Raw genomic sequence first — 23,365 nt, forward strand, 5'->3', positions numbered from 1 at the left:
TTCAGAGCGGTATCCGGTAGCAAGCCTGATCGGTACACACCATGCCGAGAGGGACGTCCCAGGGCTCGCGGGGAATATGCGCCACCTGCTGAAAGGCATGCCCCACACCTAACAGATGTGGATGCTGCCAATGTTGCCGATGGGACAAGCTGGCAAGACTGCGATCATAAAATCCTCCGCCCATACCCAGGCGGTAACCTTCCGCATCAAAAGCCACCAGCGGCAGAATCAGCAGGTCGAGATCCTGCGGCCCCAGCAAAGATGCTGCGGCCACCAGAGGTTCAGGAATACGAAAAGCATTGGGACGCATCCGGCTGTTGGCGTGGAAAGGCGCAAAGCGCAATTTTTGGGCGAAGCTCCCGGATAATACCGGCAAGTAAAAGTGTTTACGGAAACTGCGAAGATGATAGAGCAATGGCAGCGGATTGATTTCACCCTGCATTGGCCAGTATAGGGCAATGTGGCGGGCTTTCTGGTAGTGCCGAAGCTGGAGAATCTGCTGGCAAAGGCCCAGGGATGCCTGCTGCAATGCCTGCGGAGAAAGAGAACGGCGCTGCTGCCGCATTTTTTTGCGCAAATCGCTCTTGGTACTGTCTGAAAACAAAAAACCTCCCGCGATGGTCGTGCGGCCCGCTACCCCCAGAACCTGATGAACAGGTGGGAATCCACACATCGCTTCAGGCTACGCCGCAAGGGCACTGCACACCGCGATGATGACTGGGGATTCCCTGGATAGACAGTATTGGTTCAGGAATCGTCTCGGCCACTCGTGCCTCGCAGGAGGCAAGTTCAAGCTACTCTGACCCCCTGGCTCTGTCAACCAGTTGCTGCAGGCGTTGTTCCACCAATTGCAGGTCCCGTTCCCTTTCTTCCAGGGCTTGCCGGGCACGCTGCAAGTCTGCCGCGAGATTCACGGCCACCATCAATGCAGCTCTTTCCCGATTCAGTAACTTGCCACGGCTACGCGTTGCTTCCAGTTGCTGATTGAGCAGCCGCACCGCTTCCAGCAAGAGTTCCTGTTCTTCGTCCGCGCAGGGAACCTGATAATGCTGATCCAACAGAGTGACTGTAATCTGCCTGATGGAATTTGAGGATTTTGCTTCGGACACCTTACTTCTCCCTGATGATTTTATAGCTCGTTTTCCCAGCAGTTGACCTGTGCCAGTAACTCATTCAGGCGCGCACAAATTTCTTCATGGCGCTCCTGCAGCATACGATTTTCGGTTTTCAGCTTTTGAATCTGGGCTTGCAGGGCTTGCACCGAATGGCGGTTGCGACCATCACCTTCCCGTTGGCGACGCAATCCGCGATAATCCGTGATAGCATTCTCCAACTCTGCAAACAGGGACTCATATCGGGATTCTAACACTGCGCCACCCACTTTTAGTCGGACATTCCGATACCGAGTGTACGAAGCGCCTCTGTCATTTGCAAATTGAAGCAGGTTTTTTGCCCCCATGCCCTTATCCGAATCCTTAAAACGTACGCGCAGTTTTCGCTTTCGCCTGGGCGTGGCGGCCACCCTGATGCTTCTGGCCATAATGGGCCTGGTTTTGCGGATTGTGGATCTGCAGGTACTGCATTATTCCCGGTTTCGTGAACTGGCCTACGACAATCACGTCGCCCTGGTTCCTTTGTCGCCGCCACGCGGTTTGATTCTCGCCGATCATGGTGAAGTCCTGGCCGAGAACCTGCCCACCTATGCGCTGGAAATCACTCCCGATCAGGTGCCCCATCTGCAGCAATGTCTGGAATATCTCCAGCATCTACTGAATTTGAGCCCCGAGGACCTGCAGCAGTTTGCCGCCCGACGCGCTGGCAAACCCGACTTCGATCCCATCGTCCTCAAGACGGGGCTTAATCCGACGCAGATTGCGGCAGTGTCCGTCCGCGCCATGGAGTTACCGGGTGTCCGCATTGTCGCCATGCTGCATCGCCATTATCCCTATGATGCCCTGTTTTCCCATGTGGTGGGTTATGTGGGGCCGCTCACCGCGACCGACCTCAAGGATTTTCATGCCAGCCAGTATGTAGGCCGTAATTATATTGGCAAAAACGGCCTGGAACGCTACTACGAGCGGCAACTGCGCGGGACCATGGGTTATGAAATCAAGGACATCAACGCCCGTGGCCTGCCGGTCGGCACACTCCGCCAGATTGCCGCCCACCCCGGCGGCAATCTGATTACCCATCTGCGTCTGCGGGTGCAGGAGGCAGGTGCCCAAGCCCTGCAGGGTAAAGGTTATCGCGGTGCCGTCATTGCCATGAATCCGCAAAATGGCGGGATTCTCGCCATGGTGACCAGCCCCAGCTTCAATGCCAACTGGTTTGTGGATGGCATCAGCAACAAGCACTGGCAGGAGCTGCTCGGTAATCCTGGGCGCCCGCTGATGAATCGGGCAGACAATGGTCTGTATCCCCCGGGCTCCTGCGCAAAACCTTTTTATACGATCCAGGCTGTCCAGGAAGGGGTGATCAGTCCTGACTTTCACACCTATTGTCCCGGCAATTACCAGCTGGGTGGACACACTTACTGGGACTGGAATCGGGGCGGCTTCGGCAATACCGGCATCACCAAGGCGCTGGCCTGGTCCGTGGATGTTTTCTACTACAAACTGGCCGTCAAAATGGGCATAAACATGCAGGACAACACCCTGTGGCGCTTCGGTTTCGGCCGCAAAACCCCCATCGATCTGCCCGGTGGGGCCAGTGGTCTGGTACCTACTCCGAGCTGGAAACGTGCCCATCTGCATGCGCCCTGGTATACGGGGGATTCGGTGATTCTGGGGATTGGTCAGGGTTATCTGCTGGAGACTCCCTTGCAGCTGGTGCGCGCCGTAGCAGCATTGGCCAATGGCGGATATCTGGTCCAACCCCAGGTTGCCAAGGCATTTATCGATCCGCAGAACGGCAAGACCATCCCTATTCCCAATGCCGCGCCGGTGAATCTGCATATTTCCGCAGAGGCCATGCATGCGGTACATCTGGGCATGGAAGCCTGTGTCAATACCGGCACCTGTCATACGGTCAGTATTCCCGGCATCAGCATCGCCGGTAAAACCGGAACGGCGCAGGTACCCATGGGCTACCAAAATGGCCGCACCATTTACAACAATGACTCCCTCTTTATTGGCTGGGCACCGCTGGATCACCCCAAAATTGCCGTGGCTGTGGTAGTGGAAAATGGTGGCTACAACGCCTGGCAAGCCCTGCCGGTAGCGCGGGCGGTAATCAAGGCTTACTTGCAACCCGATCAAAAAGCGTCACCCGATGCTGCGCCCGGCGAATCGGCCACAGCGCCCGCTCAAAAACCCGCAAAAAATCCGGCAAAGGTTGCTCAATCCGTAACTGCGCATTATGATGCGCCCCTTAGTCTTGGGGAGAAAGGTTCTGTCAACCCTCGCCCCGCTCAATCCACGACACAATAAGGAGTCCTGACAATGACAGATTTTGCGATTGCGGCCATGCCGCGTGAAGAAAACGGGCGGCGTCCCAGCCGCCGTTTGCGCCGTACGGGTATGGTTCCGGCCGTACTCTATGGGGACAACAAACCGGCCACCGGCCTCAGCATTGAAGCCCGTCTGCTGCGCAAGCTGCTCGCAGACGAACGCGCCTATACTCATGTCATCACCCTCGAATTCCCCAAGGGCAAGGAAACCGCTTTGATTCGCGACATCCAGATGCATCCCTACAAGGAAGAAGTCCTGCACCTGGATTTCATGCGCGTACATGCGGGTGAAACCGTACGCCTGCATGTGCCCATTCACTTCCTCCATGAAAATACCTGCGTCGGCATCAAGGCCGGCGGTGTATTGCACCGGGCTTTGAACGATGTCGAAGTGGAAGCCCCCGTGGATCGCCTGCCCGAAGCCATTGAAGTGGATATTGCCCAGCTGGAAAAGGGTGAGAGCCTGCATTTGTCCCAGATCAAGGTGCCGGCAGGCGTTACCCTGATTCCGTTGCAGCATGAGGACGACAAGGAAATCGTCTCCATCCATAACCCCCGTACCGGCGCTGAAGCGGAAGAAACGCCCGAAGCTGCCGAGTGAGGTAACATGGACTGGCTGCTGGCGGGGCTGGGAAATCCCGGGGCGGAATACGCCCGCACCCGCCACAACGCTGGTTTCTGGGCGCTCCAGACTTTTGCAGAAAGGGCTGGAGCGTCTTTGCGTATGGAGTCGCGCTGGCATTGTCTGGCTGCCGTCGTCCAGAATTCTGGACAGCAACTGGGCTTGTGTATGCCCCAGGATTTCATGAACCGCAGCGGGGGTCCGGTGCAGGCCATGGCGGCCTTTTACAAGATTCCACCGGCGCGCATTCTGGTCATTCATGACGAGCTTGATCTGCCCCCCGGCACTGCCCGCCTGAAATGGGGTGGCGGGCATGGTGGTCACAATGGCTTGCGTGATCTGGATCGGGCGCTTGGAACCCGGGAGTACTGGCGCCTGCGCATCGGTATCGGCCATCCCGGACACAAGGATGCGGTCATCCATTATGTCCTCGGCGCCCCGCAGGTAGCGGATCAAGGGTCGATAGATGCCGCCATTGACCGCAGCCTCGCCGTTCTCCCGGACTTTCTCCAGGGGCGCAGCGATGCGGCGCAAAAAACCCTGCACAGCGATTAGGAGTATGATATGGCTTTGGCTTGTGGCATCGTCGGTCTTCCCAACGTGGGTAAATCCACCCTCTTCAATGCGATCACCAAAGCCGGTATCGCAGCGGAAAATTATCCTTTTTGTACCATAGAGCCCAATGTCGGCCTGGTATCCGTACCAGATCCTCGCCTGCAGGCCCTGACCGCAATCGTCAAGCCCCAGAATGTGGTGCCGGCCACCATGGAATTTGTGGACATTGCCGGACTGGTAGCCGGCGCTGCCCAAGGTGAGGGGCTGGGCAACCAGTTTCTCGCCCACATTCGTGAAACTGATGCCATCGCCCTGGTCACCCGCTGTTTTGACGATCCCAATGTGGTCCATGTGAGTGGCCAGGTAGATCCTGTGGCCGATCTGGATACGGTGCTGACCGAACTGATTCTGGCCGACATCAGCAGCGTCGAAAAAGGCCAGGCGCGGGTGGCCCGTCAGGCCAAGGGCGGGAACAAGGAGGCGGTGGCCGAAGCTGCGGCCATGGCCCGCCTGCTGCCCCATCTCAACAGCGGCAAACCGGCCGCGAGCCTCGACCTGAACACCGAGGAAAAAGCCCACTTACGCGGGCTGTTTCTGCTCACCATGAAACCCATGATGGTCATTGCCAATGTGGCGGAAGACGAAATTCAAGATGGCCCCTGGCGTCCCCTTCTGGAAGCCTGGGCGGCTGAACGCCATGCCAGCGTGGTCCCGGTCTGTGCAGCCATTGAATCCGAATTGGCGGAACTGGAGCCCGACGAGCAAAATGCTTTTCTCCAGGATCTGGGTCTGGAAGAACCGGGGCTCAATCGCATCATCCGCGCCGCCTATGGCCTCCTCGGCCTGCAGACCTATTTTACGGCCGGCGTCAAGGAAGTACGGGCCTGGACCATTCCGGTGGGCGCCACGGCCCCCCAGGCGGCTGGTGTGATTCACAGTGATTTCGAAAGGGGTTTTATCCGCGCCCAAACCATCGCCTATGCCGACTTCATCCAGTACCGGGGGGAGCAGGGCGCCAAGGAAGCCGGCAAAATGCGTGCCGAAGGCAAGGAATATGTGGTGCATGACGGGGACGTGCTGAATTTCCTGTTTAATGTTTGAGCGTTGAGCGGAAATGGCTAATCCCCGCTCGCTGGTTTACGCGCTTTACACCCACTGGGACACCGTGGAAATGCTGGCGCGTTTGTCGCGGGAGTTTGCCGTGCTCACCAGCGATCAAGTGTTGAATAGTATTGCCAAGGCATCTGCACAGTTGGATGTGGAGGCGCAGGGAGCGGTTCTGCGTGCGTTAGTCAATGCTGATATCCTGCACAGCTTAACGCGCAGCAGTGATCTGCAACTCAACGCCTATGTGCTGGAATTTGTGCGCAGTATCACCCGCGAGCATGAGCTGGGTCTGGCAGCTGTGCTGCAAGCACGCATAGCCGCCATTCGTGAGGCCACCGAGGCGCTCAACGATGGGATAGCGAGAACAGACATGGATCGTGTACGCGCAGCCGCCAATCAACTGGCAGAACTCTTTCGTCAAATCAATCTGCAACTTGACCAGGATCGACATGCCCTGTTTGATCTGGCGGAAAACGCCAAAAGCGCCGACAGCAGCATGCCGATTACCCAGCGCTACCGACAGGTGCTCGAAGCCTACGACCATTATGTAGAGCCGATGAACCAGATGATGGACAGCGGTTCGCAGGGCACCTTTTATCGTTACCTGGAAGCCAGCAGCCGCTCTGGCTGGTGGAAAATCAGGCGCTTTTTGACCGCAGCGATTGGCTGCCGACTGAAACCCGGGCCACCCTCTTGTATTACGGCGGACAGCTGGATGGCCGGCTTCTCGCCTGGTTGACCCAGCGCCCGCGTGCCAGTCGCATCGTGCTTTTCCCGGACTATGACGGTGTGGGTCTCGCGAATTTTGCGCGACTTTACACCCGGCTTGGCGACGCCTGCGAATGCTGGCTGATGCCCGACTGGCAAATCAAATTGGCGCGCTACGGCAGCCCGCAGCTATGGCAGGATACCTTTCGGGAATTCACCAGTGCCATTTCGCTGTTGCCGGATTACTTAGGCGCGTTAACCGAACAAATGCGTCAATCTGGTCTTGCGCTCGAACAGGAAGCGGTTTGGTTACCGTCTTCATAGCGACTATCCGAGAAATTGATTATCCAGTTCAACAGCTCAGAAAATCCATACACCTTACAGCAAAAAATATTATGCAACAATTTGAAATGATAGATTATTTTCCTTGAAAAGCCCTCGCTGAACTGGCAATAATCGGGTGGGACAATTCCCGTTTTATAACCACGTTCAAGGAGAATGATCATGAGTTTGCTTGATTCAGCCATGTCCGCACTCGGCGGTGGATCTGACAGTACCCAGAATTCCCTGCTGGGCGAAGCCGTCAACTTTGTACAAAATCAGCCGGGCGGCCTGTCCGGCCTGGTACAGCAACTGCAGAGCCAGGGACTGGGCGATGTGGTGCAATCATGGATCAGTAACGGCGCCAATCAACCCATTACCGCCGATCAGATCCAGCAGGTGCTGGGCAGTGATACCGTGCAACAAATCGCCGGTAAAATAGGCATTGACCCCAATACGGTTGCGAGCGGCTTGTCCCAGGCTTTGCCCGAACTGGTCAACCAGCTGACGCCCAACGGCGAAGTGCCCGCCGATGGCAATCTGCTGAGTGATGGTCTCAACATGCTGAAGGGAAAACTTTTTTCCTAAACGCTCCGCCTCGCCTCCGCAGCATCTGCCGGAGGCGGTCCGACATTGATCAGGGGCGCCAGCTCCTGCAACGCCTGCCAGTAAACCCGGCGTTTGAAAGCGATGATTTCCCGGGCCGGCATCCAGTAATCCACCCAGCGCCAGGTTTCAAACTCCGGATGCTGGGTGGTCAAGGTATTGATCTCGGCCTCATCCCCTTCAAAGCGCAGCAGGAACCAGATCTGTTTCTGACCGCGATAGCGGCGCCGCTGCGCCCGATGCCGGGAACAGGGCACTTCATAACGCAACCAGCCCTGGGTACGGCCGATGATACAGACATTGGCCGTACCCACTTCTTCTTCCAGTTCGCGAAACATGGCCTGTTCTGGCGTTTCGGCACGATCGATGCCACCCTGGGGAAACTGCCAGGCGTTCTCCCCCCGGCGTTTGGCCCACAACACCTGATTGTGCTCGTTACAAATAATCATGCCCACGTTAGGGCGATAGCCGTCTGCGTCTATCATATTCATCGTCTCTACCGATGCCTTTTGCACAATATAGCACGCGGCAGAGCGCACGTCAGTCTGTCAGACTGTGTAAAATTTCCAGAGGATAGCGTTTACCGGCCAGATAATCGGCAATACAACGCTGGACCATAACATTACGCAGTTGTTCGTGCGCTGCGTCCACTTCCGCAGGAAGCATCCACACCGGGCCGATAATGCCCGTGTCCAGTGCATAATCCTGGCGCTGAGGGCCCAGCTTTCCGCCAAAAGCAAAACGCAAATAGGTCAGATCCTTGCCGGGGTGTTCCCAGTGATAAATCCCCGTGAGATATTCAGGCTCAAAGGCGTAAGCGGTTTCTTCCAGGGTTTCCCGGATGACCGCATCCAGCAGACTTTCACCCGGATCCCAATGGCCGGCGGGCTGATTGAAGCAGCGCCGACCTTCTACCATTTCTTCCACCAGCAAAAACCGCCCCGCCTCTTCAACAACAGCCGCCACCGTCACATGGGGTTTCCAGACCATGTTCAACCCTCCCCTCGCCATTCAATTTCCGTCAGTTCCCGCCACTGTCCGGGAGCCAGATCGCCCAGAGTGAAGGGTCCAAAAGCCTCGCGATGCAAACTCAGTACCAGATTATCCAGCGCCGCAAACATCCGCCGCACCTCATGATAGCGGCCCTCATAAAGGGTCAATTGTAGCTCCACCGGACTGAGCGGGGTCATTTCGGCGGCCTTGCAGGGGCTGCTTTCTCCCTCCAGCAGGAGGGTACCCGAAGCAAGGATAGCCACTTCATCGCCACGCAGAGGATTTTGCAACAACACCCGATAACGGCGCGGGATGGCATAACGGGGACTGGTCCAGCGATGCAGCCAGTCACCATCGTCGGTCAGCAGCAGCAGCCCGCTGGTTTCGCGATCCAGACGTCCGACACTGCTGAAGCTGGGACGACGATACCGCCAGCGCGGCGGGAAATCCTGGTAGATTGCTCGGGGATCATCATGGGCGCAGACCTTGCCGAGTGGTTTGTGATAAAGCACATAAAGGGGATAGGGATGATCCAGGGCCTCATCATCCACCTGCAAGCTGGCGGGGTCCACCTTGAGCGAAGCCTTGCGCAGCGGCAACCCGTCCGCCAATACCCGACCTTCGCGCAACAGGTCACGCACCTCCGAACGACTGCAGTAACCCAGCCGGGAGAGCAAATGATCCAGTCGTTCGCTGTGTTGCGCCATGGGCGGAGTTTACCCTGTCGGGATGGCTGACGAAAACCCGTGAATTGCCTATGATGGGCACATCGCTTCAGGAAGGATCCGCTATGCAGGCAAATTACACCCTCCCCGCCGAATGGGCCCCCCAGTGGGGCGTACAACTGACCTGGCCCCACCCCGAAAGTGACTGGGCGCCGCGCCTGGAGCAAGTGCTCCCGGTTTTTGTGCAAATCGCCCGGGAAATCAGTCTGCGTGAGCATCTCGTGATAGCCTGTCATGACCGGAATAGCCTACAGGACTGTGAAAGACGCCTGCAGGATGCCCGGGCCAACATGGCCCATTGTCATCTCCATCTGGTCCCCAGCAATGATTCCTGGGCCCGGGATCATGGCCCCATTACCCTCAAAAATGCCGCAGGGCAACGTAAATTGATGGATTTTGCCTTCAATGCCTGGGGACTCAAGTTTCGCGCCGATCTGGACAACCAGATCACCCGCCACCTCCACGCCCAGCAGGCTTTCAGGGACTATCCCCTGGAAATTTCCGGGATGGTGCTGGAAGGCGGCAGCATTGAAAGTGATGGTCAAGGCACTCTGCTGACAACCAGCGCCTGCCTGCTTTCCGCCAATCGCAATCCCCAATGGTCTGCAGCTGAAATTGAAACGGCGCTTTGTCAGCAGCTCGGCATGGAGCGGGTGCTTTGGCTGCACAGCGGTCATCTGGAAGGCGATGATACCGACGCGCACATTGATACTCTGGCGCGTTTTTGTAATCCCCGGACCATCGCTTATCAGAGCTGCGATGACCCCAATGACCATCATTTTGCCGCCCTGCAGCAGATGGCTGCCGAATTGAGCGCCCTGTGCAACGCCGATGGCCAGCCCTACCACCTGATTCCCCTGCCCTGGGCCCAGGCACAATGGGATGAAGACGATAACCGCTTACCCCTGACCTACGCCAATTTTCTCATCATCAACGGTGCGATATTGATGCCGGTTTATGACGATCCCGCCGATCAGATTGCCGTCCAGCGCTTGCAGTCCGCTTTTCCGGATCGTCAGATTATCCCCGTTCCCTGTCTGGAGCTGGCCCGGCAACACGGCAGCCTGCATTGTGTGACCATGCAAATACCAGCTTAATGTCCTTACCCATATTGTTTCAAGGCATAGTCGTAAAATCTGCGCAGCCTGAAAGTTGCAGAAATGCTTACAATCTCGTATGTTGACCATATTGTTATTGGCATTAACAGCGGATCTTATTGCCGAGACACCGCCAGCACCAGGTGATGGACGTGCATGCCATCTGAGGAATACGTGACCGACAATATTGAAAATCTGATACTGGAACACCTGAAGCGCTTTCAGACTAGCCAGGAGCGTATTGAGCGCAAACTGGAAGAGGTGATAACCCGCTGGGGTGCGCTGGAGATTAACCTTGCCAGTACGCGTCGTGACTTTGCCCACTCCGAGGAGAATACTGCCGTCATCGGCGTACGCGTAGACCGTTTGAATGAACGTCTGGAACGTATTGAGCGCCGCCTGGAATTGTCATGACAAGCCCTGGTTCGCGTCTGGTTTCGCGTTGCAGATTTTCAAGTTAGCTCCAGACTTCAACACAGATTATTTGGCAATCAGAATACTGCAGGGCAGGCTTCTGAGCAGGGCCTTGGCGACCGAACCTTCGAGCCAGTGGCCGAAGGAAAATTGGGGAATGTGTCCGAGTACCAGCAAATCTGGATGCATTTGCCGTGCATATTGGACAATGACTTGCGCAGGGCTACCCTCGACCGCCGCGACCTCTACCCGGAGCCCCCTTTCCCGAAGGGTTGACGCAGCAGCGGCAAGCCGGGTGCGTATGGCATCCCCTTCCCGTCCCAGCAAGTCTTCAACACCCGCCGCCTGACCAATGGCCATGCCCCCGGTGCTGACAATGGCCCCAAACAAATGCAGTTCCGCTTGCATCAAAGCCGCCAGTCCGGCACCCTGCTCCAGCGCCAGCTCACTGGAGGCGCTCCCGTCGTAAGCCACCATGATTTTCCGGTATCTCATTGATTCTCCTTAACGCCCCATCAATCCATGACCGGCTCAGTCGGTGCAGCAGCCGCTTCCCGCTTCGGACTGCGAATGATCAATAACAAGGGGAAAATAGCCAGAGTCATCACCAACATCAACCAGAAATCGTCGATATAGGCAATCATACTCGCCTGCCGGGTAATTTCCGTATTCAACAGCGCCTGACCCAGACTGCTGTGCGGATTGTACATTTCTGCCACGACGGGGTTCTGGAAACCGGGATTGCGTCCGTCCATGTGCGCCGCCAGCGAGGCATGGGCAATCTGGGTGTTGCGGGTCAGCAGGGTCTCCACCAGGGAAATGCCCAGACTGCTGCCCACATTGCGGACCAGACTGTAAATGGCGGTGCCGTTGGCGCGCATCTGCGGGTCGAGGGTGGCAAAGGTGGCCGTACTCAAGGGCACAAATACCAGACCAATCCCCAGCCCCTGCCAGACACCGGGCCAGATGATGTCCGCCTGACTGATCACCAGACTGTAACCCTGCATTTGCCAAAGAGAGAAGGCAGTGATGCCAAAACCGATGGCCAGCAGAAGCCGCAAGTCCACCTTGCCCACCAGACGCCCGACAATGAGCATGGCCAGCATCGTCCCCAAACCACTGGGGGCCGTCACCCAGCCTGCCGCCTCGGCGGTGTAACCCATGAGGTCCTGAAGATGGTCGGAATCAAAGCGCGGGAGGCGAAGAGCACCACGCCGACAATGAAAATAAACATTAGCCCGGTCACATAATTGCGGTTCAGAATCAGCCGATAATCAAAAAAAGACTGTTCCGGCGGCGTCCGCCAGGTATGCCAGAGGAAATAGAGAGCTCCGAAACCAGCCAGATAGGCTTCCACCCAGATTTCCACCGAACTGAACCAGTTGAGTTGCTGCCCCCGGTCCAGCAGTAATTGCAAAGCACCAATGGCAATGCTCAGACTGACAAAGCCGGCCATATCGAAGCGCATCCCATGCCCCGGCGCATCCTTGGGGAAGGAGTTCCAAATGCCCCAGAGAGCCATCATCCCCACCGGCACATTGATAAAAAACACCCAGCGCCAGCCCAGACTATCGGTAAGCCAGCCCCCCAGGGTCGGGCCCACGATGGGTCCGACCATCACCCCCATCCCCCACAGGGCCATGGCCGAGCCTTGTTTTTCCCGGGGATTGATGTCCAGCAAGGTGGTTTGGGAGAGGGGCACCAGAGCGGCACCAAATGCCCCCTGAAAGACGCGGGCGAGGACAATCTCGAAAAGAGAGGTGGAGATGCCGCACCACATGGAAGCCAGGGTAAAACCCGCCACCGAGGCCAGAAAAATGTTGCGCTTGCCGAAGCGATCCACCAGCCAACCGGTTAACGGGGTAGCGATGGCCGTCGCGACGATATAGGAAGTCAGCACCCAGCCAATCTGGTTGAGGGAGGCCGACAAACTGCCCTTCATATGGGGAAGAGCCACATTGGCGATAGTGCTGTCCAGGGTCTGCATGACGGTGGCCAGCATGATGGACAGAGTGATCAGGCCACGGTTGGGAACAACTGCCACAGATGCCGTTGTCATGGGATGGGATCTTCCAGACGCTGCTGCAATTCCTGAAGCAGCTCCGTCATCCGGCGCAGCATTTCCACATCCAGATCCTGCAGTTTTTCCTGACGAAACGCCCGCGCTACCCGCCGCACTTCTGCATACACCTCGGCACCCGCACTGGTGAGATGAATCCGGCGCATACGGCGGTCATGGGGATCCACTTCCCGGCGAACCAAACCGGCCCGTTGCAAACGGTCGAGCATGGCCACCACAGTGGGCTGCTCTACCGACAGGCAATGGGCCAGTTCAGTCTGGGTCAATGGTTCACTGGCCTTGGAGGGACAACGCCGACAGCCACTTGTCCCCGACCGGATGTGTTCAGATCAAAATATCAGGCGATTTTCTTGCCTTCGATTTCCACCCGGATCTGCACCTTGTTGGAAAGCCCTTCGGGCAAATAGGCTTTCATGCCGTAATCACTGCGCTCAATGGTCGTTACCGCCACAAAACCGGACAGATAGCCGCCCCAGGGTTTGGGCAGATAAGCCACTTCACCGGCACCGGTTTCCTTGACCCGGAACATGACCGGACGGGTCACGCCATGCAGAGTCAACTTCCCGTACAGGTCACCGGTATGCTTGCCGGTGGGCTGATAGCGGCTGCTGACGAAGGTCACATCGGGATACTTTTTGACATCAAAAAATGTCGGGCTGCGCAGGTATATGTCCCGAGCCGCAAAATTCGTAAATATGCTGGCCGCCGGAATGGTGATTTTAGCCATATCTTTGGCCGGATCCTGGGTATTGACAGTATAGGTTCCGGAAATCTGGTTAAAACGCCCGCTGAAGGGGCCAATACCGACGTGACCAATGGTAAAATAGGCAGCCGAGTGTTCCGGATCGATCTGATAGGTCCCACTGGGGTTTCCCGTCAGGGCGTGATAGTGGTGACTGGCAGCGACTGGCGCAGGGACAGTCGCTGCTTGTGCGACATTCATGCCCAAGGACCAGGTAAAACCCAGTACCACAGAAAATATCAACCATTGTTTTGATCGTCTGTTTTGCATTTTTATCTCCTTTATTCAGGCTCGCTCATCTTTCAGAGCGCGTAGAACGCTCTGCGTGTAACCGGTATTTCACCGTAAGCTTCAGGCATCATTCTATTTTAGCGCAAATAGCCAGCCCGCAGTTGATTTTTTACTTCCCGCCAGCCCGGCATGGCTCCATCCAGGATGCGCTTAAAGCGTTCATTATGGAGGCGCTCCAGCAAGTGCGCCATTTCATGCACCACCACATATTCTAGACAGATTTGCGGATAACGGGCGAGTTCTAGACCCAGCCAGATGCGCCGGGCACGAATATTACAGGTACCCCAGCGGGTTTTCATGCGTTTTACACCCCAAGCTGCCACCTGCACGCCCAGAATCGGTTCGTAATGAGTAATCATTTGTGGAATCAGTGACTTGATGGTCTGACGGTGCCAGTCCAGCATGAGAGTTTCGCGCTCGCTGCGCGAAGCATCAGGACGACAGTACAGGTGTATCCCAGAGGCTTCATGCCACTCGATACGGCTTCTACTGATCACCGGATAAACTAGAAGTGGGTAATCCACGCCCAAATACCTATGGTTTTCTCCGGAACGGTACTCCAGAACGGCGGGAGTCATCTGGTTCTGAAATTGCCGCTGATGATTTTTGATCCAGGCCAGACGCGCCAGAACCGCCGCATGAATGGCGCTGTCCGTCATGCTCCAGGGAGCACTTACCCGCACCTGTCCATCCGGGGGGTACACCATGATCCGCAAATTTTTGATGGTCTTGCGGGTCAGTTGCACCTGCAGATCTTGTATCTTTAACGGGGTTGGCTCAGCAATCCGCATAGAGGCGTTAAGAAGAGCGGTTCAGTCGGTAAGTGGCTGCATTCAGGTACAACGCCACCCCCAACCACAGCAGATAAGGAAGCAGCAGCCAGGCTGCCAGCGGACTGATCAGGGCAAAAATAATGGCACAGCCCAGAACCAGCACCAGGAGCAACACGAGATCCAGTAGCGCCCCCAATATCTGATGGCGCCCGAAAAACAGCCAGGACCACAGCGCATTACTCAGCAGTTGCAAGCCATACAGCGTTAATCCTGCCAGCCGTAATGGACTTTCGGGATGCACGTACACCAGCGTTGCAGCAAAAGCCATGAGAATATAGAGCAGGGTCCACACCAACGGAAACACCCAGGGCGGAGGAGTACCTCGGGGTTTTTGCAGACCCGCATACCAGCTATCGGGCCGAAACAGCGAGCCGGTGGTGGCCACCCCCAGCGTAATGGCCAAACTGATCAGCGCAACCAGCGCGAAATGATGAATGTGCATCAGCAATTACGCGTTCGGAGAACTACCTGAAATACCCACCGATGCCTTCCACTGCTGCATCTTGCCGATCAGCGGCGATTCGGCACAGGACTGGGCGCTGAGGGAACTACAGGCACTGGCCCACTCACTGGTGACCCCGAAAAATTTGGATGCCGATTGCATTTGCTGGGCCTCGGCACCCGTCGCGGTGCTGCTCATGTTCTGGTACCGCGCAGCCCGGGTTTTGGCCCAGTCCGAAACACTCTGCCAACAGCTGCTCTGGGCGCTGGAACTCAGCGCTGCGCACTTGGCGCTATCCTGACGGGCCTTGCGCATATCGTCCTGCCATTTTCCGGAAAATGCCGAAGTGGCCGTGTCGAGTTTCTGCTGTACCGTATTTTGTGCCAGATTCACCGCCTGATCTGCAGAATTTTTGGCACTTTCCACAGCCTGATTCACCGGTTGGGTGACAGACTCTGTGGCAGCCGTAATGGCTGATTTTGAGCTGGCCAGGGGGGCCAGTGGCAAGGCTGTGGATGAATAAGTCACACTGGGTACTGAAGGCGTCGGCAGAGCACTTACTGCCGGTTGCGGTTGTACGGGGACCTGTACCCCGGCAAAGGGTGCCTTGTACGTTGATGGGGTCGGTATGGCCGAAGGCACGGGATAGGTATTTTCCGCTTGCGGAGGCAACCCGTTATTAGTGGCCGAACCACAGCCCGATAAAGCCAGTACCGCTCCTGCAAACAACAGCGAACCCTGAAAACGACCCATACTGAACGGCTCCTTTGATAATTATATCCATCTTGATGGAGACAAGCTTACCATCACTTGTCGCACACTCAAGCACTTATCTCGCTATAGAGCCCAACCTTCGACAAATGGGGATCACACACAACATTCTTAATCCCCGGGCACAAACCCAGAAGCTGCCCCATGCTTGCGTTGACCCGTGCCCGGCATATCCCTAGAATATGGTCAATCTATGCGGGAGGGGACACCCTCCCTTTTTTGCATCTTCCATGGTAAACGAGGTGAGAAAGTGCAGGCGGTACTGGCATTGGCAGACGGCAGTATCTTCCGGGGTACGGGCTTTGGCAGCAGTGGTCTTGCCGCCGGTGAAATCTGTTTTAACACGGCAATGACCGGTTACCAGGAGATATTGACGGACCCTTCCTATCGCGGTCAGATTGTCACCCTGACTTACCCACATATCGGTAATACCGGCATCAATTTCGAAGACATGGAAGGTGCGCAAATATTCTGCTCGGCTCTGGTCCTGCGCAACATGCCCCGCACCCCCAGCAACTGGCGCAGTCAGCAGAGTCTCCCCGACTTTTTAACTGAACAGGGCATTCCCGCCATTGCCGGCATTGATACCCGCGCCCTCACCCGCCGTTTGCGCAGTGGCGGCGCCCAGAATGCCGCCCTGCTGGTCGGCGCCGAGGTAGATGAACAAGAAGCCCTGGGCGCAGCGCGGCGCTTCCCCGGCCTGCTGGGCCGGGATCTGGTGCAGGATGTCGCCGCAGACCAGCCCTCGGAGTGGCTTCTGGCCAGTGGCCTGCCCGAACAGGCTTATCAGGCGCAGCCCATCACCCAAGCCAGACATCATGTCGTCGTTTATGATTTCGGCAAAAAGCACAATATCCTGCGCCTGCTTGCCGACCGTGTCTGCCGGGTCACCCTGGTGCCTCCCAAAACCCCTGCGGCAGAGGTCATCGCCATGCATCCCGATGGCGTACTGTTTTCCAACGGCCCCGGCGATCCCGATGCCCTGGACTATGCCCAGGAGGCCATGCGCGAAATCATCGCCGCACGCATACCCACCTTTGGGCTCTGCCTGGGACATCAATTGCTCGGTCTGGCCCTGGGGGCAAAAACCATCAAAATGAAATTCGGGCACCATGGCGCCAACCATCCGGTGAAAGATCTGCGCAGTGGCCGGGTTTTGATTACCAGTCAGAATCACGGTTTTGCCGTGGACGCCCAAACCCTGCCCGATGTTCTGCGCATTACCCATACTTCCCTCTTTGATGGCAGCCTGCAGGGCATGGCCCACCAGGACCTCCCGGTATTCTCCTTTCAGGGGCATCCGGAAGCAGGCCCCGGTCCTCACGATGCCAGTAGCATTTTTGACGCGTTCGTGACAGCCATGCAGCAATGCGGAGCAACCCATGCCTAAGCATCAGGATATTCACAGTGTTTTGCTGATTGGTGCCGGCCCCATAGTCATCGGTCAGGCCTGCGAGTTCGATTACTCGGGGGTCCAGGCCTGCAAGGCGCTACGCGAGGAAGGCTGCCGGGTCATTCTGGTCAATTCCAATCCGGCGACCATCATGACCGATACCCAAACGGCCGATGCGACCTATATTGAACCTGTGGAATGGCAGACGGTGGCACGCATCATCGCAATGGAGCGTCCCGATGCCATTCTCCCGACCATGGGCGGACAGACGGCCCTGAATTGCGCCCTGGACCTACACCGGGAAGGCATTCTCGACAAATTCGGAGTGCGCTTGATCGGTGCTTCGGTAGAGGCCATCCGCGAAGCCGAGGATCGCGGCCTTTTCAAAAAGGCCATGCAGGAGATCGGTCTGGAAGTCGCCCGTTCCGCTTTTGGTCACGATATGGACGGGGCTCGCCAGATTGCCGAAGACATCGGCTTCCCGGTGATCATCCGGCCTTCATTCACCCTGGGCGGAACAGGCGGCGGCATTGCCTACAACCGCGAGGAATTCGAGGACATCGCCGCACGCGGTCTGGAAGCCAGCCCGACCCACGAAATTCTCATCGAAGAATCCATCATCGGCTGGAAGGAATTTGAGATGGAGGTGGTCCGGGATCAGGCCGACAATTGCATCATCGTCTGCTCCATCGAAAACCTCGACCCCATGGGCATTCATACCGGTGATTCCATTACCGTGGCCCCGGCCCAGACGCTGACGGATCGGGAATATCAGCGGATGCGCGATGCCTCCATTGCGGTGCTGCGCCGCATTGGTGTGGATACGGGTGGTTCCAATGTGCAGTTTGCCGTCAATCCGGCGGATGGTCGCCTGATCATCATCGAGATGAACCCACGGGTATCGCGCTCCTCGGCGCTGGCCTCCAAGGCGACGGGTTTCCCCATTGCCAAAATCGCCGCCAAACTGGCCCTGGGCTATACCCTGGATGAATTGCGCAATGACATCACCCAGGCGACACCGGCCAGCTTTGAGCCGACCATAGATTATGTGGTCACCAAAATTCCCCGCTTTGCCTTCGAGAAATTCCCTGAGGCTGATGCGCACCTGACGACCCAGATGAAGTCCGTGGGAGAAGTCATGGCCATCGGCCGCAGTTTTCAGGAATCCTTGCAAAAGGCTTTACGCGGTCTGGAAACCGGGGTGGATGGCCTGGATGAAAAACTCAGCGGCAACGATCCGGAAACCCTGCAGAAACTGGAGCAGGAACTGCGCATTCCCGGGCCTGATCGCCTCTGGTATCTGGCGGATGCCATAAGACGCGGCTGGGATCAGGATAAAATCCAGCAGATCACCCGCATTGATCCCTGGTTCCTCGAACAAATCATCGAGATCATCCAGCAGGAAGAATGCTTGCGGGGAATGCCCCTGGCCAGCCTCGACGCGGCCCGCCTGCGTGAACTCAAAAGCATGGGTTTTTCGGACCGCCGCCTTGCGCGACTGCTCGGCTGCCGGGAATCCCAGTTGCGCGAGCAGCGCCAGAAATGGGGCATTCGCCCGGTGTACAAACGGGTGGACACCTGTGCCGCCGAATTCCACTCCCCGACGCCCTACCTCTATTCCACCTATGAAATGGAATGTGAGGCAGAGCCTGGAAGCAAGCCCAAAATCATGATTCTGGGCGGTGGTCCCAATCGCATCGGCCAGGGTATCGAATTTGATTATTGCTGTGTACATGCCAGCATGGCGCTGCACGCTGACGGCTTTGAAACCATCATGGTCAATTGTAATCCGGAAACGGTTTCTACGGATTATGACACTTCCGATCGTCTGTATTTTGAGCCGCTGACCCTGGAAGATGTGCTGGAAATCGTCGCCGTGGAAAAACCCCAGGGCGTCATCGTCCAGTTTGGTGGACAAACCCCTCTGAAACTGGCCAACGACCTCGAGGCAGCTGGTGTACCGATCATCGGTACAACCCCTGACTCCATCGATCTGGCCGAAGATCGCGAACGCTTTCAGCAACTCCTGCAACGTTTGGGGCTGCGGCAGCCCGAAAATGCCATTGCCCGCAGCGCTCCCGAAGCGTTGAGCAAGGCCCGGGAGCTCGGATATCCCCTGGTTGTGCGTCCCTCCTATGTGCTGGGGGGGCGCGCCATGCGTATTGTGTATGCGGAAGAAGATCTGCAACGCTATATGGAAGAAGCGGTGCGTATTTCCAACGACCAGCCCATTCTCCTCGACCGTTTTCTCAATGACGCCCTGGAAGTGGATATTGACGCGGTGGCCGATCAGGATGGACAGGTCGTGGTGGCGGGCATCATGGAGCACATCGAACAGGCGGGGGTGCATAGTGGTGATTCGGCCTGTTGTTTACCGCCCTACTCGCTTCCTGAACATATCCAGGCAGAATTGCGTCGTCAAACCGTGGAGCTGGCTCTGGCCCTGGGCGTGGTGGGCCTCATGAACTGTCAGTTCGCCGTACAGGAAGACCGGATTTATGTGCTGGAGGTCAATCCGCGTGCCTCCCGCACCGTGCCTTTTGTCTCCAAGGCCACGGGCTGGCCCCTGGCCAAAATTGCCTCACGCTGCATGACCGGGCAAACCCTGAAAGTCCAGGGAGTACCGGAAATCCCCAACCCGCGTCACTTCAGCGTCAAGGAAGCGGTATTTCCCTTCATCAAGTTTCCCGGTGTCGACATCCTCCTGGGCCCCGAGATGAAATCCACCGGCGAAGTCATGGGTATCGGTGCCAGCTTTGGCGAAGCTTTTCTCAAGGCGCAGATGGGCGCCGGCGAACATTTCCCCTCTTCTGGAACCGTATTTATCAGCGTCCGGGATGCCGACAAGAACAAACTCGTGCCTGCGGCACGCACGCTCGCTGACCTGGGTTTTCAGCTGATTGCCACCCGTGGGACTGCTGAGCATCTGCGCGCACAGGGTCTGGATGTCACGACCGTCAACAAGGTCACCGAAGGACGTCCGCACATTGTGGATGCCATCAAAAATGGTAAAGTACAAATCATCATCAATACCGTGGATGAACGCCAGTCAGTACGTGATTCCTTCAGTATCCGTCGCGCGGCATTACAGATGGGCCTGACTTATTACACCACCCTGGCCGGGGCCATTGCCGGCGCCGAAGCCATCCGTGTTCTGATGCGGGAGGAACGCAGCGTTCTTCGTCTTCAGGATTTGCAACACCATTAACCAGTTCGAGAGGTAAACATGAGCGATAAAGTCCCCATGACCGTCATCGGCGCACAACGTTTGCGCGAAGAATTACAACGGCTGAAATCGGTAGAACGGCCCGCCGTCATTGAGGCCATAGCCGAAGCCCGGGCCAAGGGAGACCTCTCGGAAAATGCAGAATATGACGCAGCCAAGGAACAGCAGGCTTTTATTGAAGGAAGGATTCGTGAGGTAGAGGACTTTCTCGCCCGTGCCCAGATCATCGATCCCAAAACCCTGAATACCGGCGGAAAAATTGTTTTTGCAGCGACCGTTGATCTGGAAGATGCGGATGGGAAAGAAGTAACCTATCAAATTGTCGGCGATGCCGAGGCCGACATCAAGGAAAATAAAATCTCGATCAGCTCGCCCATTGCCCGTGCGCTGATCGGCAAACACGAAGGTGATCTGGTCGAAGTGCGTGCCCCCGCCGGAGCCCGGGAGTACACGATTCTAGCCGTGCGCTATGAATAAAGCTGGCCCAACCAGTATCTAGCAATTGTCATGGGTGCTTTTTCGCAACTTTCGCCAGCACCTGTTGTAGCTGGTAAGAACCCGTCTCCAGAAGATGAATTGTTGAACAGATAGCTCCAGACACATGCCGATTTCTGCGACTGCCCCACTATCATGGCGGTCAAAACCTCCGAGGACTTATCGTGATCCACCATATTTATCTTTTGCTACTGGCGATGTTGCAAGGCGTTACCGAGCTTTTTCCTATCTCCAGTCTCGGACATATCATTCTGGTCCCGGCACTGCTGCATTGGCCCATCAATCGCGATGCCGAATGGTTTTTACCCTTTGTAGTCGTACTGCATCTGGCTACGGCGGCGGCATTGTTATTGTTTTTCTGGAAAGACTGGGCGGCGTTGATCGGCGGCTTTGTGCAGGCGCGGGGCAAGCCGAGTAATCCCCAGTCACGCCTGTTATGGATATTGTTCATTGCCTCCATTCCCGCCGGCATTCTGGGTCTGCTCCTTGCCCATAAAATCAAGAATCTGTTTGGCGGCTTCACTTTTGCCGCCGTCGCGTTGATGATCAACGGTGTCATGCTGATCTGGGGGGACCGGCTACGCTCCCGTCATCCCAGTCATTCCCTGGATAATCTCAGCTGGATGCGCGCCATCATCATCGGCTTTGCCCAATCCATGGCCCTGATTCCCGGGTTTTCCCGTTCCGGAGCAACCCTGGTGGCGGGCATCGGGGTGGGGCTGGATTACGAAAATTCGGCGCGCTTTTCGTTTTTGTTGGCGACTCCCATCATTGCCGCTGCGGGGGCGCTGGAAGTGCCTAAATTATTCCACGCGCACATGCAAAGCGGCTTGCTCGGCACCATTTTCCTGGCAGGGGCCCTCGCCGGTCTTTGTGCCTGGGGCTCTGTCTGGTTTTTGATGCATTATTTTCACAAGCATGAGGTGACTGCTTTGCGCCCCTTTGGGATTTACTGCATCGGCTTCGGGGCGCTGGCGCTACTGATTGGCGGCTAAAAACTCAGGACTGATTATCCGGCGAAAGGAGTAAGGCCATCCGTTTACCATTCCAGCTCTGGATGGCCAGCAGAATGCCTACGCCAGTCAGGATATAAAACACGCCTTGATCTCCGGCGATTCCCAGCCCCCAGCCGCCGACGACCCCGCCCACAAAAATACCCAGAAACTGCAGCATGGAATACACGCCACTGGCGGCGCCTCTTTGTTCGGGGCGCGTACTGCGGCTCATCAGCGAGGGCAAAATCGCTGAAGCGATGTTATAGCCGGTAAAGAAAATCACCGCGCCAACTCCTACGGGCCAGAAATGTCCCGATTCCAGCCCCATGATCAAGGCACCTATGGCAATGGTCAGGCCGCTGACGATCAGCATCTGGCCGTGCTGCTTGTTTTTTTCGGCATGAATGACGGGGAACAGCATGGCGACTACCGACAGCAGCATCACCGGCAGATACACTTCCCAGATACCACTTTCCGGGATGTGCATGGCATGAACCAGTTCCGGGGAAAGCACCACAAAGCTCGCGCCAAGCACCATCTGTAAAATGAAAATGCCGACGCTGGCAGTCAGTACCGGCGGATGCCGGAACATTTTCATGGCATCCGCCCAGCCACCCATACGGTTTTGCCGTGACTGATCGATGGGCGGGATGATTTTCCACAGAGGATACAAAGCCAGCACGCCCAAAACTGCGGCCACCAGAAACACTCCCGTCAATCCCCACAGTCCGTAAAATACCGGACCAATGGCAATACCCAGCACATAGGCTACAGCAATACTTCCTCCGATGGCGGCCATAGCCTTGGTGCGATGCTCATCACCGGTCAAATCTCCGGCCGTAGCCAGGAGCACCGAAGAAACCGCACCGGCACCCTGCAGCAAGCGCGCCAGGATAATGCCGTAGATATTATGGGTGAGCGCACCCAGCAAGGAGCCCAGAATAAAAAGAACAATCCCGAAAACCAGGACTTTTTTCCGGCCAAAACGGTCGGAAGCCGCCCCAAAGGGAAACTGCAGGGCCGCCTGGGCCAGTCCATATACGCCAATGGCCAGCCCCAGCAACAGGGGGGTGCTGTAACGCAGCTGATCATTATCGAGGGCCAGCACCGGCATGAGCATAAATAGGCCGAGCATCCGCGCGACATAAATAAAGCTCAGGCCGCTGACGGCCCGTTTTTCCAGTGGACTCATGGGCGGGCCTTTGACCCGCCCATGACGTTTCTTAGATATTGAAGCCATAACCCATCACCAATTTACCCAGGATCAGAGCAGTATAAAGCAAAAACAGATAAGAGATGGAATAAGCGAACATGCTGCGGGCGTATTGATCCATTTCCGGGCCTTCAGGCAGGGCTTTCAGCCGCAGGGCCATGCCCACAAACCAGGCCCCCGAGAGCCAGGCGATGCCGCCATAAATCCAGTCGCCGGTGAGGAATGCCGGGATCAGGCTGACTGCCCAGGTGAGAATGGCGTAATGCAGCACTTCCTGGCGGGTGCGGT

28 protein-coding genes, 1 other RNA gene and 1 pseudogene are annotated in these 23,365 nt (G+C 56.7%); 13 read left to right on the plus strand and 17 right to left on the minus strand.

Annotated elements, in window-relative coordinates:
• Position 1: 1 nt before the first annotated feature.
• The 4 genes from AC2VLR_RS03665 to AC2VLR_RS03680 form a co-directional block, all read right to left on the minus strand.
• A complete protein-coding gene (locus AC2VLR_RS03665; protein WP_486880898.1) occupies positions 2-604 on the minus strand; it encodes a 5-formyltetrahydrofolate cyclo-ligase in 603 nt (200 codons plus the stop codon).
• 1 nt (position 605) lies between these two features.
• Positions 606-786: non-coding RNA, 6S RNA (gene ssrS, locus AC2VLR_RS03670), on the minus strand.
• A gap of 8 nt (positions 787-794) precedes the next feature.
• Positions 795-1,109: a cell division protein ZapA gene (locus AC2VLR_RS03675; protein WP_215844373.1), complete on the minus strand. Its 315-nt coding sequence runs from the start codon at positions 1,107-1,109 to the stop codon at positions 795-797.
• A gap of 20 nt (positions 1,110-1,129) precedes the next feature.
• Entirely contained in the window at positions 1,130-1,369 is a 240-nt protein-coding gene (locus AC2VLR_RS03680; RefSeq protein WP_486880899.1) for a hypothetical protein, read from the minus strand.
• An 88-nt stretch (positions 1,370-1,457) separates the two neighbouring features.
• Between AC2VLR_RS03680 and mrdA the strand changes: the two genes are divergently transcribed.
• The 7 genes from mrdA to AC2VLR_RS03715 all read left to right on the plus strand — a co-directional run bounded on the left by mrdA (position 1,458) and on the right by AC2VLR_RS03715 (position 7,349).
• Positions 1,458-3,428: a penicillin-binding protein 2 gene (gene mrdA, locus AC2VLR_RS03685; RefSeq protein ID WP_486880900.1), complete on the plus strand. Its 1,971-nt coding sequence runs from the start codon at positions 1,458-1,460 to the stop codon at positions 3,426-3,428.
• A 12-nt stretch (positions 3,429-3,440) separates the two neighbouring features.
• Positions 3,441-4,049 carry a 50S ribosomal protein L25/general stress protein Ctc gene (locus AC2VLR_RS03690; RefSeq protein ID WP_486880901.1) on the plus strand — a complete coding sequence of 203 codons (609 nt, stop codon included), beginning with the start codon at positions 3,441-3,443 and terminating at the stop codon, positions 4,047-4,049.
• Between the two features lie 6 nt (positions 4,050-4,055).
• Positions 4,056-4,625, plus strand: coding sequence for an aminoacyl-tRNA hydrolase (pth, locus tag AC2VLR_RS03695; RefSeq protein WP_486880902.1), 570 nt, complete (start codon positions 4,056-4,058; stop codon positions 4,623-4,625).
• 9 nt (positions 4,626-4,634) lie between these two features.
• On the plus strand, positions 4,635-5,726 hold the full coding sequence (ychF, locus tag AC2VLR_RS03700; protein WP_486880903.1) for a redox-regulated ATPase YchF: 1,092 nt from the start codon (positions 4,635-4,637) through the stop codon (positions 5,724-5,726).
• A gap of 13 nt (positions 5,727-5,739) precedes the next feature.
• Positions 5,740-6,471 carry a hypothetical protein gene (locus AC2VLR_RS03705; RefSeq protein ID WP_486880904.1) on the plus strand — a complete coding sequence of 244 codons (732 nt, stop codon included), beginning with the start codon at positions 5,740-5,742 and terminating at the stop codon, positions 6,469-6,471.
• Positions 6,363-6,764 carry a DUF7281 domain-containing protein gene (locus tag AC2VLR_RS03710; protein WP_486880905.1) on the plus strand — a complete coding sequence of 134 codons (402 nt, stop codon included), beginning with the start codon at positions 6,363-6,365 and terminating at the stop codon, positions 6,762-6,764. Before AC2VLR_RS03705 ends, AC2VLR_RS03710 begins: the two co-directional genes overlap by 109 nt.
• Before the next feature lie 180 nt (positions 6,765-6,944).
• Positions 6,945-7,349 (plus strand): YidB family protein, encoded by a 405-nt coding sequence (locus AC2VLR_RS03715; protein WP_486880906.1) that lies wholly within the window; start codon positions 6,945-6,947, stop codon positions 7,347-7,349.
• On the opposite strand, the gene AC2VLR_RS03720 is transcribed toward AC2VLR_RS03715, so the two are convergent.
• From AC2VLR_RS03720 to AC2VLR_RS03730, 3 genes are read right to left on the minus strand one after another with little or no spacing between them, the layout of a single operon-like run.
• Positions 7,346-7,852, minus strand: coding sequence for an RNA pyrophosphohydrolase (locus tag AC2VLR_RS03720; RefSeq protein ID WP_215844179.1), 507 nt, complete (start codon positions 7,850-7,852; stop codon positions 7,346-7,348). The two genes, AC2VLR_RS03715 and AC2VLR_RS03720, sit on opposite strands and share 4 nt — an antisense overlap.
• Positions 7,853-7,907: 55 nt before the next feature.
• Positions 7,908-8,357, minus strand: a complete 450-nt coding sequence (locus AC2VLR_RS03725; RefSeq protein WP_486880907.1) for an NUDIX hydrolase — start codon at positions 8,355-8,357, stop codon at positions 7,908-7,910.
• 2 nt (positions 8,358-8,359) lie between these two features.
• Positions 8,360-9,067: a pseudouridine synthase gene (locus tag AC2VLR_RS03730; protein ID WP_486880908.1), complete on the minus strand. Its 708-nt coding sequence runs from the start codon at positions 9,065-9,067 to the stop codon at positions 8,360-8,362.
• 83 nt (positions 9,068-9,150) lie between these two features.
• On the opposite strand from AC2VLR_RS03730, the gene AC2VLR_RS03735 reads away from it, so the two are divergent.
• Together AC2VLR_RS03735 and AC2VLR_RS03740 are read left to right on the plus strand one after the other, a co-directional pair.
• The gene (locus AC2VLR_RS03735; RefSeq protein WP_486880909.1) at positions 9,151-10,182 is read left to right on the plus strand and encodes an agmatine deiminase family protein; all 1,032 of its coding nucleotides are present in this window, start codon (positions 9,151-9,153) and stop codon (positions 10,180-10,182) included.
• A gap of 156 nt (positions 10,183-10,338) precedes the next feature.
• The gene (locus AC2VLR_RS03740) at positions 10,339-10,596 is read left to right on the plus strand and encodes a hypothetical protein (RefSeq protein WP_486880910.1); all 258 of its coding nucleotides are present in this window, start codon (positions 10,339-10,341) and stop codon (positions 10,594-10,596) included.
• Between the two features lie 66 nt (positions 10,597-10,662).
• On the opposite strand, the gene AC2VLR_RS03745 is transcribed toward AC2VLR_RS03740, so the two are convergent.
• The 8 genes from AC2VLR_RS03745 to AC2VLR_RS03780 all read right to left on the minus strand — a co-directional run bounded on the left by AC2VLR_RS03745 (position 10,663) and on the right by AC2VLR_RS03780 (position 15,737).
• The gene (locus AC2VLR_RS03745) at positions 10,663-11,091 is read right to left on the minus strand and encodes a universal stress protein (RefSeq protein ID WP_486880911.1); all 429 of its coding nucleotides are present in this window, start codon (positions 11,089-11,091) and stop codon (positions 10,663-10,665) included.
• A gap of 20 nt (positions 11,092-11,111) precedes the next feature.
• Positions 11,112-11,759, minus strand: coding sequence for an MFS transporter (locus AC2VLR_RS03750; RefSeq protein ID WP_486880912.1), 648 nt, complete (start codon positions 11,757-11,759; stop codon positions 11,112-11,114).
• Positions 11,726-12,655, minus strand: a complete 930-nt coding sequence (locus AC2VLR_RS03755) for a DHA2 family efflux MFS transporter permease subunit (protein WP_486880913.1) — start codon at positions 12,653-12,655, stop codon at positions 11,726-11,728. Before AC2VLR_RS03755 ends, AC2VLR_RS03750 begins: the two co-directional genes overlap by 34 nt.
• Positions 12,652-12,942 carry a MarR family winged helix-turn-helix transcriptional regulator gene (locus AC2VLR_RS03760; protein WP_486880914.1) on the minus strand — a complete coding sequence of 97 codons (291 nt, stop codon included), beginning with the start codon at positions 12,940-12,942 and terminating at the stop codon, positions 12,652-12,654. The genes AC2VLR_RS03755 and AC2VLR_RS03760 overlap by 4 nt, the downstream gene beginning before the upstream one ends.
• 71 nt (positions 12,943-13,013) lie before the next feature.
• Positions 13,014-13,688: a YceI family protein gene (locus AC2VLR_RS03765; RefSeq protein ID WP_486880915.1), complete on the minus strand. Its 675-nt coding sequence runs from the start codon at positions 13,686-13,688 to the stop codon at positions 13,014-13,016.
• Positions 13,689-13,786: 98 nt separating this feature from the next.
• Entirely contained in the window at positions 13,787-14,455 is a 669-nt protein-coding gene (locus AC2VLR_RS03770) for a M48 family metallopeptidase (RefSeq protein WP_486880916.1), read from the minus strand.
• 52 nt (positions 14,456-14,507) lie between these two features.
• Complete coding sequence (locus tag AC2VLR_RS03775; protein ID WP_486880917.1) at positions 14,508-14,984, minus strand: TspO/MBR family protein; 477 nt, start codon at positions 14,982-14,984, stop codon at positions 14,508-14,510.
• A 6-nt stretch (positions 14,985-14,990) separates the two neighbouring features.
• Positions 14,991-15,737 carry a hypothetical protein gene (locus AC2VLR_RS03780; protein WP_486880918.1) on the minus strand — a complete coding sequence of 249 codons (747 nt, stop codon included), beginning with the start codon at positions 15,735-15,737 and terminating at the stop codon, positions 14,991-14,993.
• A 268-nt stretch (positions 15,738-16,005) separates the two neighbouring features.
• On the opposite strand from AC2VLR_RS03780, the gene carA reads away from it, so the two are divergent.
• From carA to AC2VLR_RS03800, 4 genes are all read left to right on the plus strand, one after another.
• Positions 16,006-17,145, plus strand: coding sequence for a glutamine-hydrolyzing carbamoyl-phosphate synthase small subunit (carA, locus tag AC2VLR_RS03785; protein WP_486880919.1), 1,140 nt, complete (start codon positions 16,006-16,008; stop codon positions 17,143-17,145).
• Positions 17,138-20,356: a carbamoyl-phosphate synthase large subunit gene (carB, locus tag AC2VLR_RS03790; RefSeq protein ID WP_486880920.1), complete on the plus strand. Its 3,219-nt coding sequence runs from the start codon at positions 17,138-17,140 to the stop codon at positions 20,354-20,356. The genes carA and carB overlap by 8 nt, the downstream gene beginning before the upstream one ends.
• 18 nt (positions 20,357-20,374) lie before the next feature.
• Positions 20,375-20,851: a transcription elongation factor GreA gene (gene greA / locus AC2VLR_RS03795; RefSeq protein WP_215844177.1), complete on the plus strand. Its 477-nt coding sequence runs from the start codon at positions 20,375-20,377 to the stop codon at positions 20,849-20,851.
• Between the two features lie 182 nt (positions 20,852-21,033).
• Positions 21,034-21,864, plus strand: coding sequence for an undecaprenyl-diphosphate phosphatase (locus AC2VLR_RS03800; protein WP_486880921.1), 831 nt, complete (start codon positions 21,034-21,036; stop codon positions 21,862-21,864).
• A gap of 4 nt (positions 21,865-21,868) precedes the next feature.
• On the opposite strand, the gene AC2VLR_RS03805 is transcribed toward AC2VLR_RS03800, so the two are convergent.
• Positions 21,869-23,056 carry an MFS transporter gene (locus tag AC2VLR_RS03805; protein ID WP_486880923.1) on the minus strand — a complete coding sequence of 396 codons (1,188 nt, stop codon included), beginning with the start codon at positions 23,054-23,056 and terminating at the stop codon, positions 21,869-21,871.
• A 31-nt stretch (positions 23,057-23,087) separates the two neighbouring features.
• Positions 23,088-23,365, minus strand: a pseudogene (locus tag AC2VLR_RS03810) (heme o synthase); the annotation flags it as partial.

The organism is Acidithiobacillus sp. TH-A117 (genome assembly GCF_057473465.1).

What these genes read in the sequence shown, in the direction of transcription:
- mrdA (WP_486880900.1), top strand. Translation starts at nt 1,458, where the DNA reads ATGCCCTTATCCGAATCCTTAAAACGTACGCGCAGTTTTCGCTTTCGC.
- AC2VLR_RS03690 (WP_486880901.1), top strand. Translation starts at nt 3,441, where the DNA reads ATGACAGATTTTGCGATTGCGGCCATGCCGCGTGAAGAAAACGGGCGG.
- pth (WP_486880902.1), top strand. Translation starts at nt 4,056, where the DNA reads ATGGACTGGCTGCTGGCGGGGCTGGGAAATCCCGGGGCGGAATACGCC.
- ychF (WP_486880903.1), top strand. Translation starts at nt 4,635, where the DNA reads ATGGCTTTGGCTTGTGGCATCGTCGGTCTTCCCAACGTGGGTAAATCC.
- AC2VLR_RS03705 (WP_486880904.1), top strand. Translation starts at nt 5,740, where the DNA reads ATGGCTAATCCCCGCTCGCTGGTTTACGCGCTTTACACCCACTGGGAC.
- AC2VLR_RS03715 (WP_486880906.1), top strand. Translation starts at nt 6,945, where the DNA reads ATGAGTTTGCTTGATTCAGCCATGTCCGCACTCGGCGGTGGATCTGAC.
- AC2VLR_RS03720 (WP_215844179.1), bottom strand. Translation starts at nt 7,852, where the DNA reads ATGATAGACGCAGACGGCTATCGCCCTAACGTGGGCATGATTATTTGT.
- AC2VLR_RS03725 (WP_486880907.1), bottom strand. Translation starts at nt 8,357, where the DNA reads ATGGTCTGGAAACCCCATGTGACGGTGGCGGCTGTTGTTGAAGAGGCG.
- AC2VLR_RS03730 (WP_486880908.1), bottom strand. Translation starts at nt 9,067, where the DNA reads ATGGCGCAACACAGCGAACGACTGGATCATTTGCTCTCCCGGCTGGGT.
- AC2VLR_RS03735 (WP_486880909.1), top strand. Translation starts at nt 9,151, where the DNA reads ATGCAGGCAAATTACACCCTCCCCGCCGAATGGGCCCCCCAGTGGGGC.
- AC2VLR_RS03740 (WP_486880910.1), top strand. Translation starts at nt 10,339, where the DNA reads ATGCCATCTGAGGAATACGTGACCGACAATATTGAAAATCTGATACTG.
- AC2VLR_RS03745 (WP_486880911.1), bottom strand. Translation starts at nt 11,091, where the DNA reads ATGAGATACCGGAAAATCATGGTGGCTTACGACGGGAGCGCCTCCAGT.
- AC2VLR_RS03750 (WP_486880912.1), bottom strand. Translation starts at nt 11,759, where the DNA reads ATGGGTTACACCGCCGAGGCGGCAGGCTGGGTGACGGCCCCCAGTGGT.
- AC2VLR_RS03755 (WP_486880913.1), bottom strand. Translation starts at nt 12,655, where the DNA reads ATGACAACGGCATCTGTGGCAGTTGTTCCCAACCGTGGCCTGATCACT.
- AC2VLR_RS03765 (WP_486880915.1), bottom strand. Translation starts at nt 13,688, where the DNA reads ATGCAAAACAGACGATCAAAACAATGGTTGATATTTTCTGTGGTACTG.
- AC2VLR_RS03775 (WP_486880917.1), bottom strand. Translation starts at nt 14,984, where the DNA reads ATGCACATTCATCATTTCGCGCTGGTTGCGCTGATCAGTTTGGCCATT.
- AC2VLR_RS03780 (WP_486880918.1), bottom strand. Translation starts at nt 15,737, where the DNA reads ATGGGTCGTTTTCAGGGTTCGCTGTTGTTTGCAGGAGCGGTACTGGCT.
- carB (WP_486880920.1), top strand. Translation starts at nt 17,138, where the DNA reads ATGCCTAAGCATCAGGATATTCACAGTGTTTTGCTGATTGGTGCCGGC.
- greA (WP_215844177.1), top strand. Translation starts at nt 20,375, where the DNA reads ATGAGCGATAAAGTCCCCATGACCGTCATCGGCGCACAACGTTTGCGC.
- AC2VLR_RS03805 (WP_486880923.1), bottom strand. Translation starts at nt 23,056, where the DNA reads ATGAGTCCACTGGAAAAACGGGCCGTCAGCGGCCTGAGCTTTATTTAT.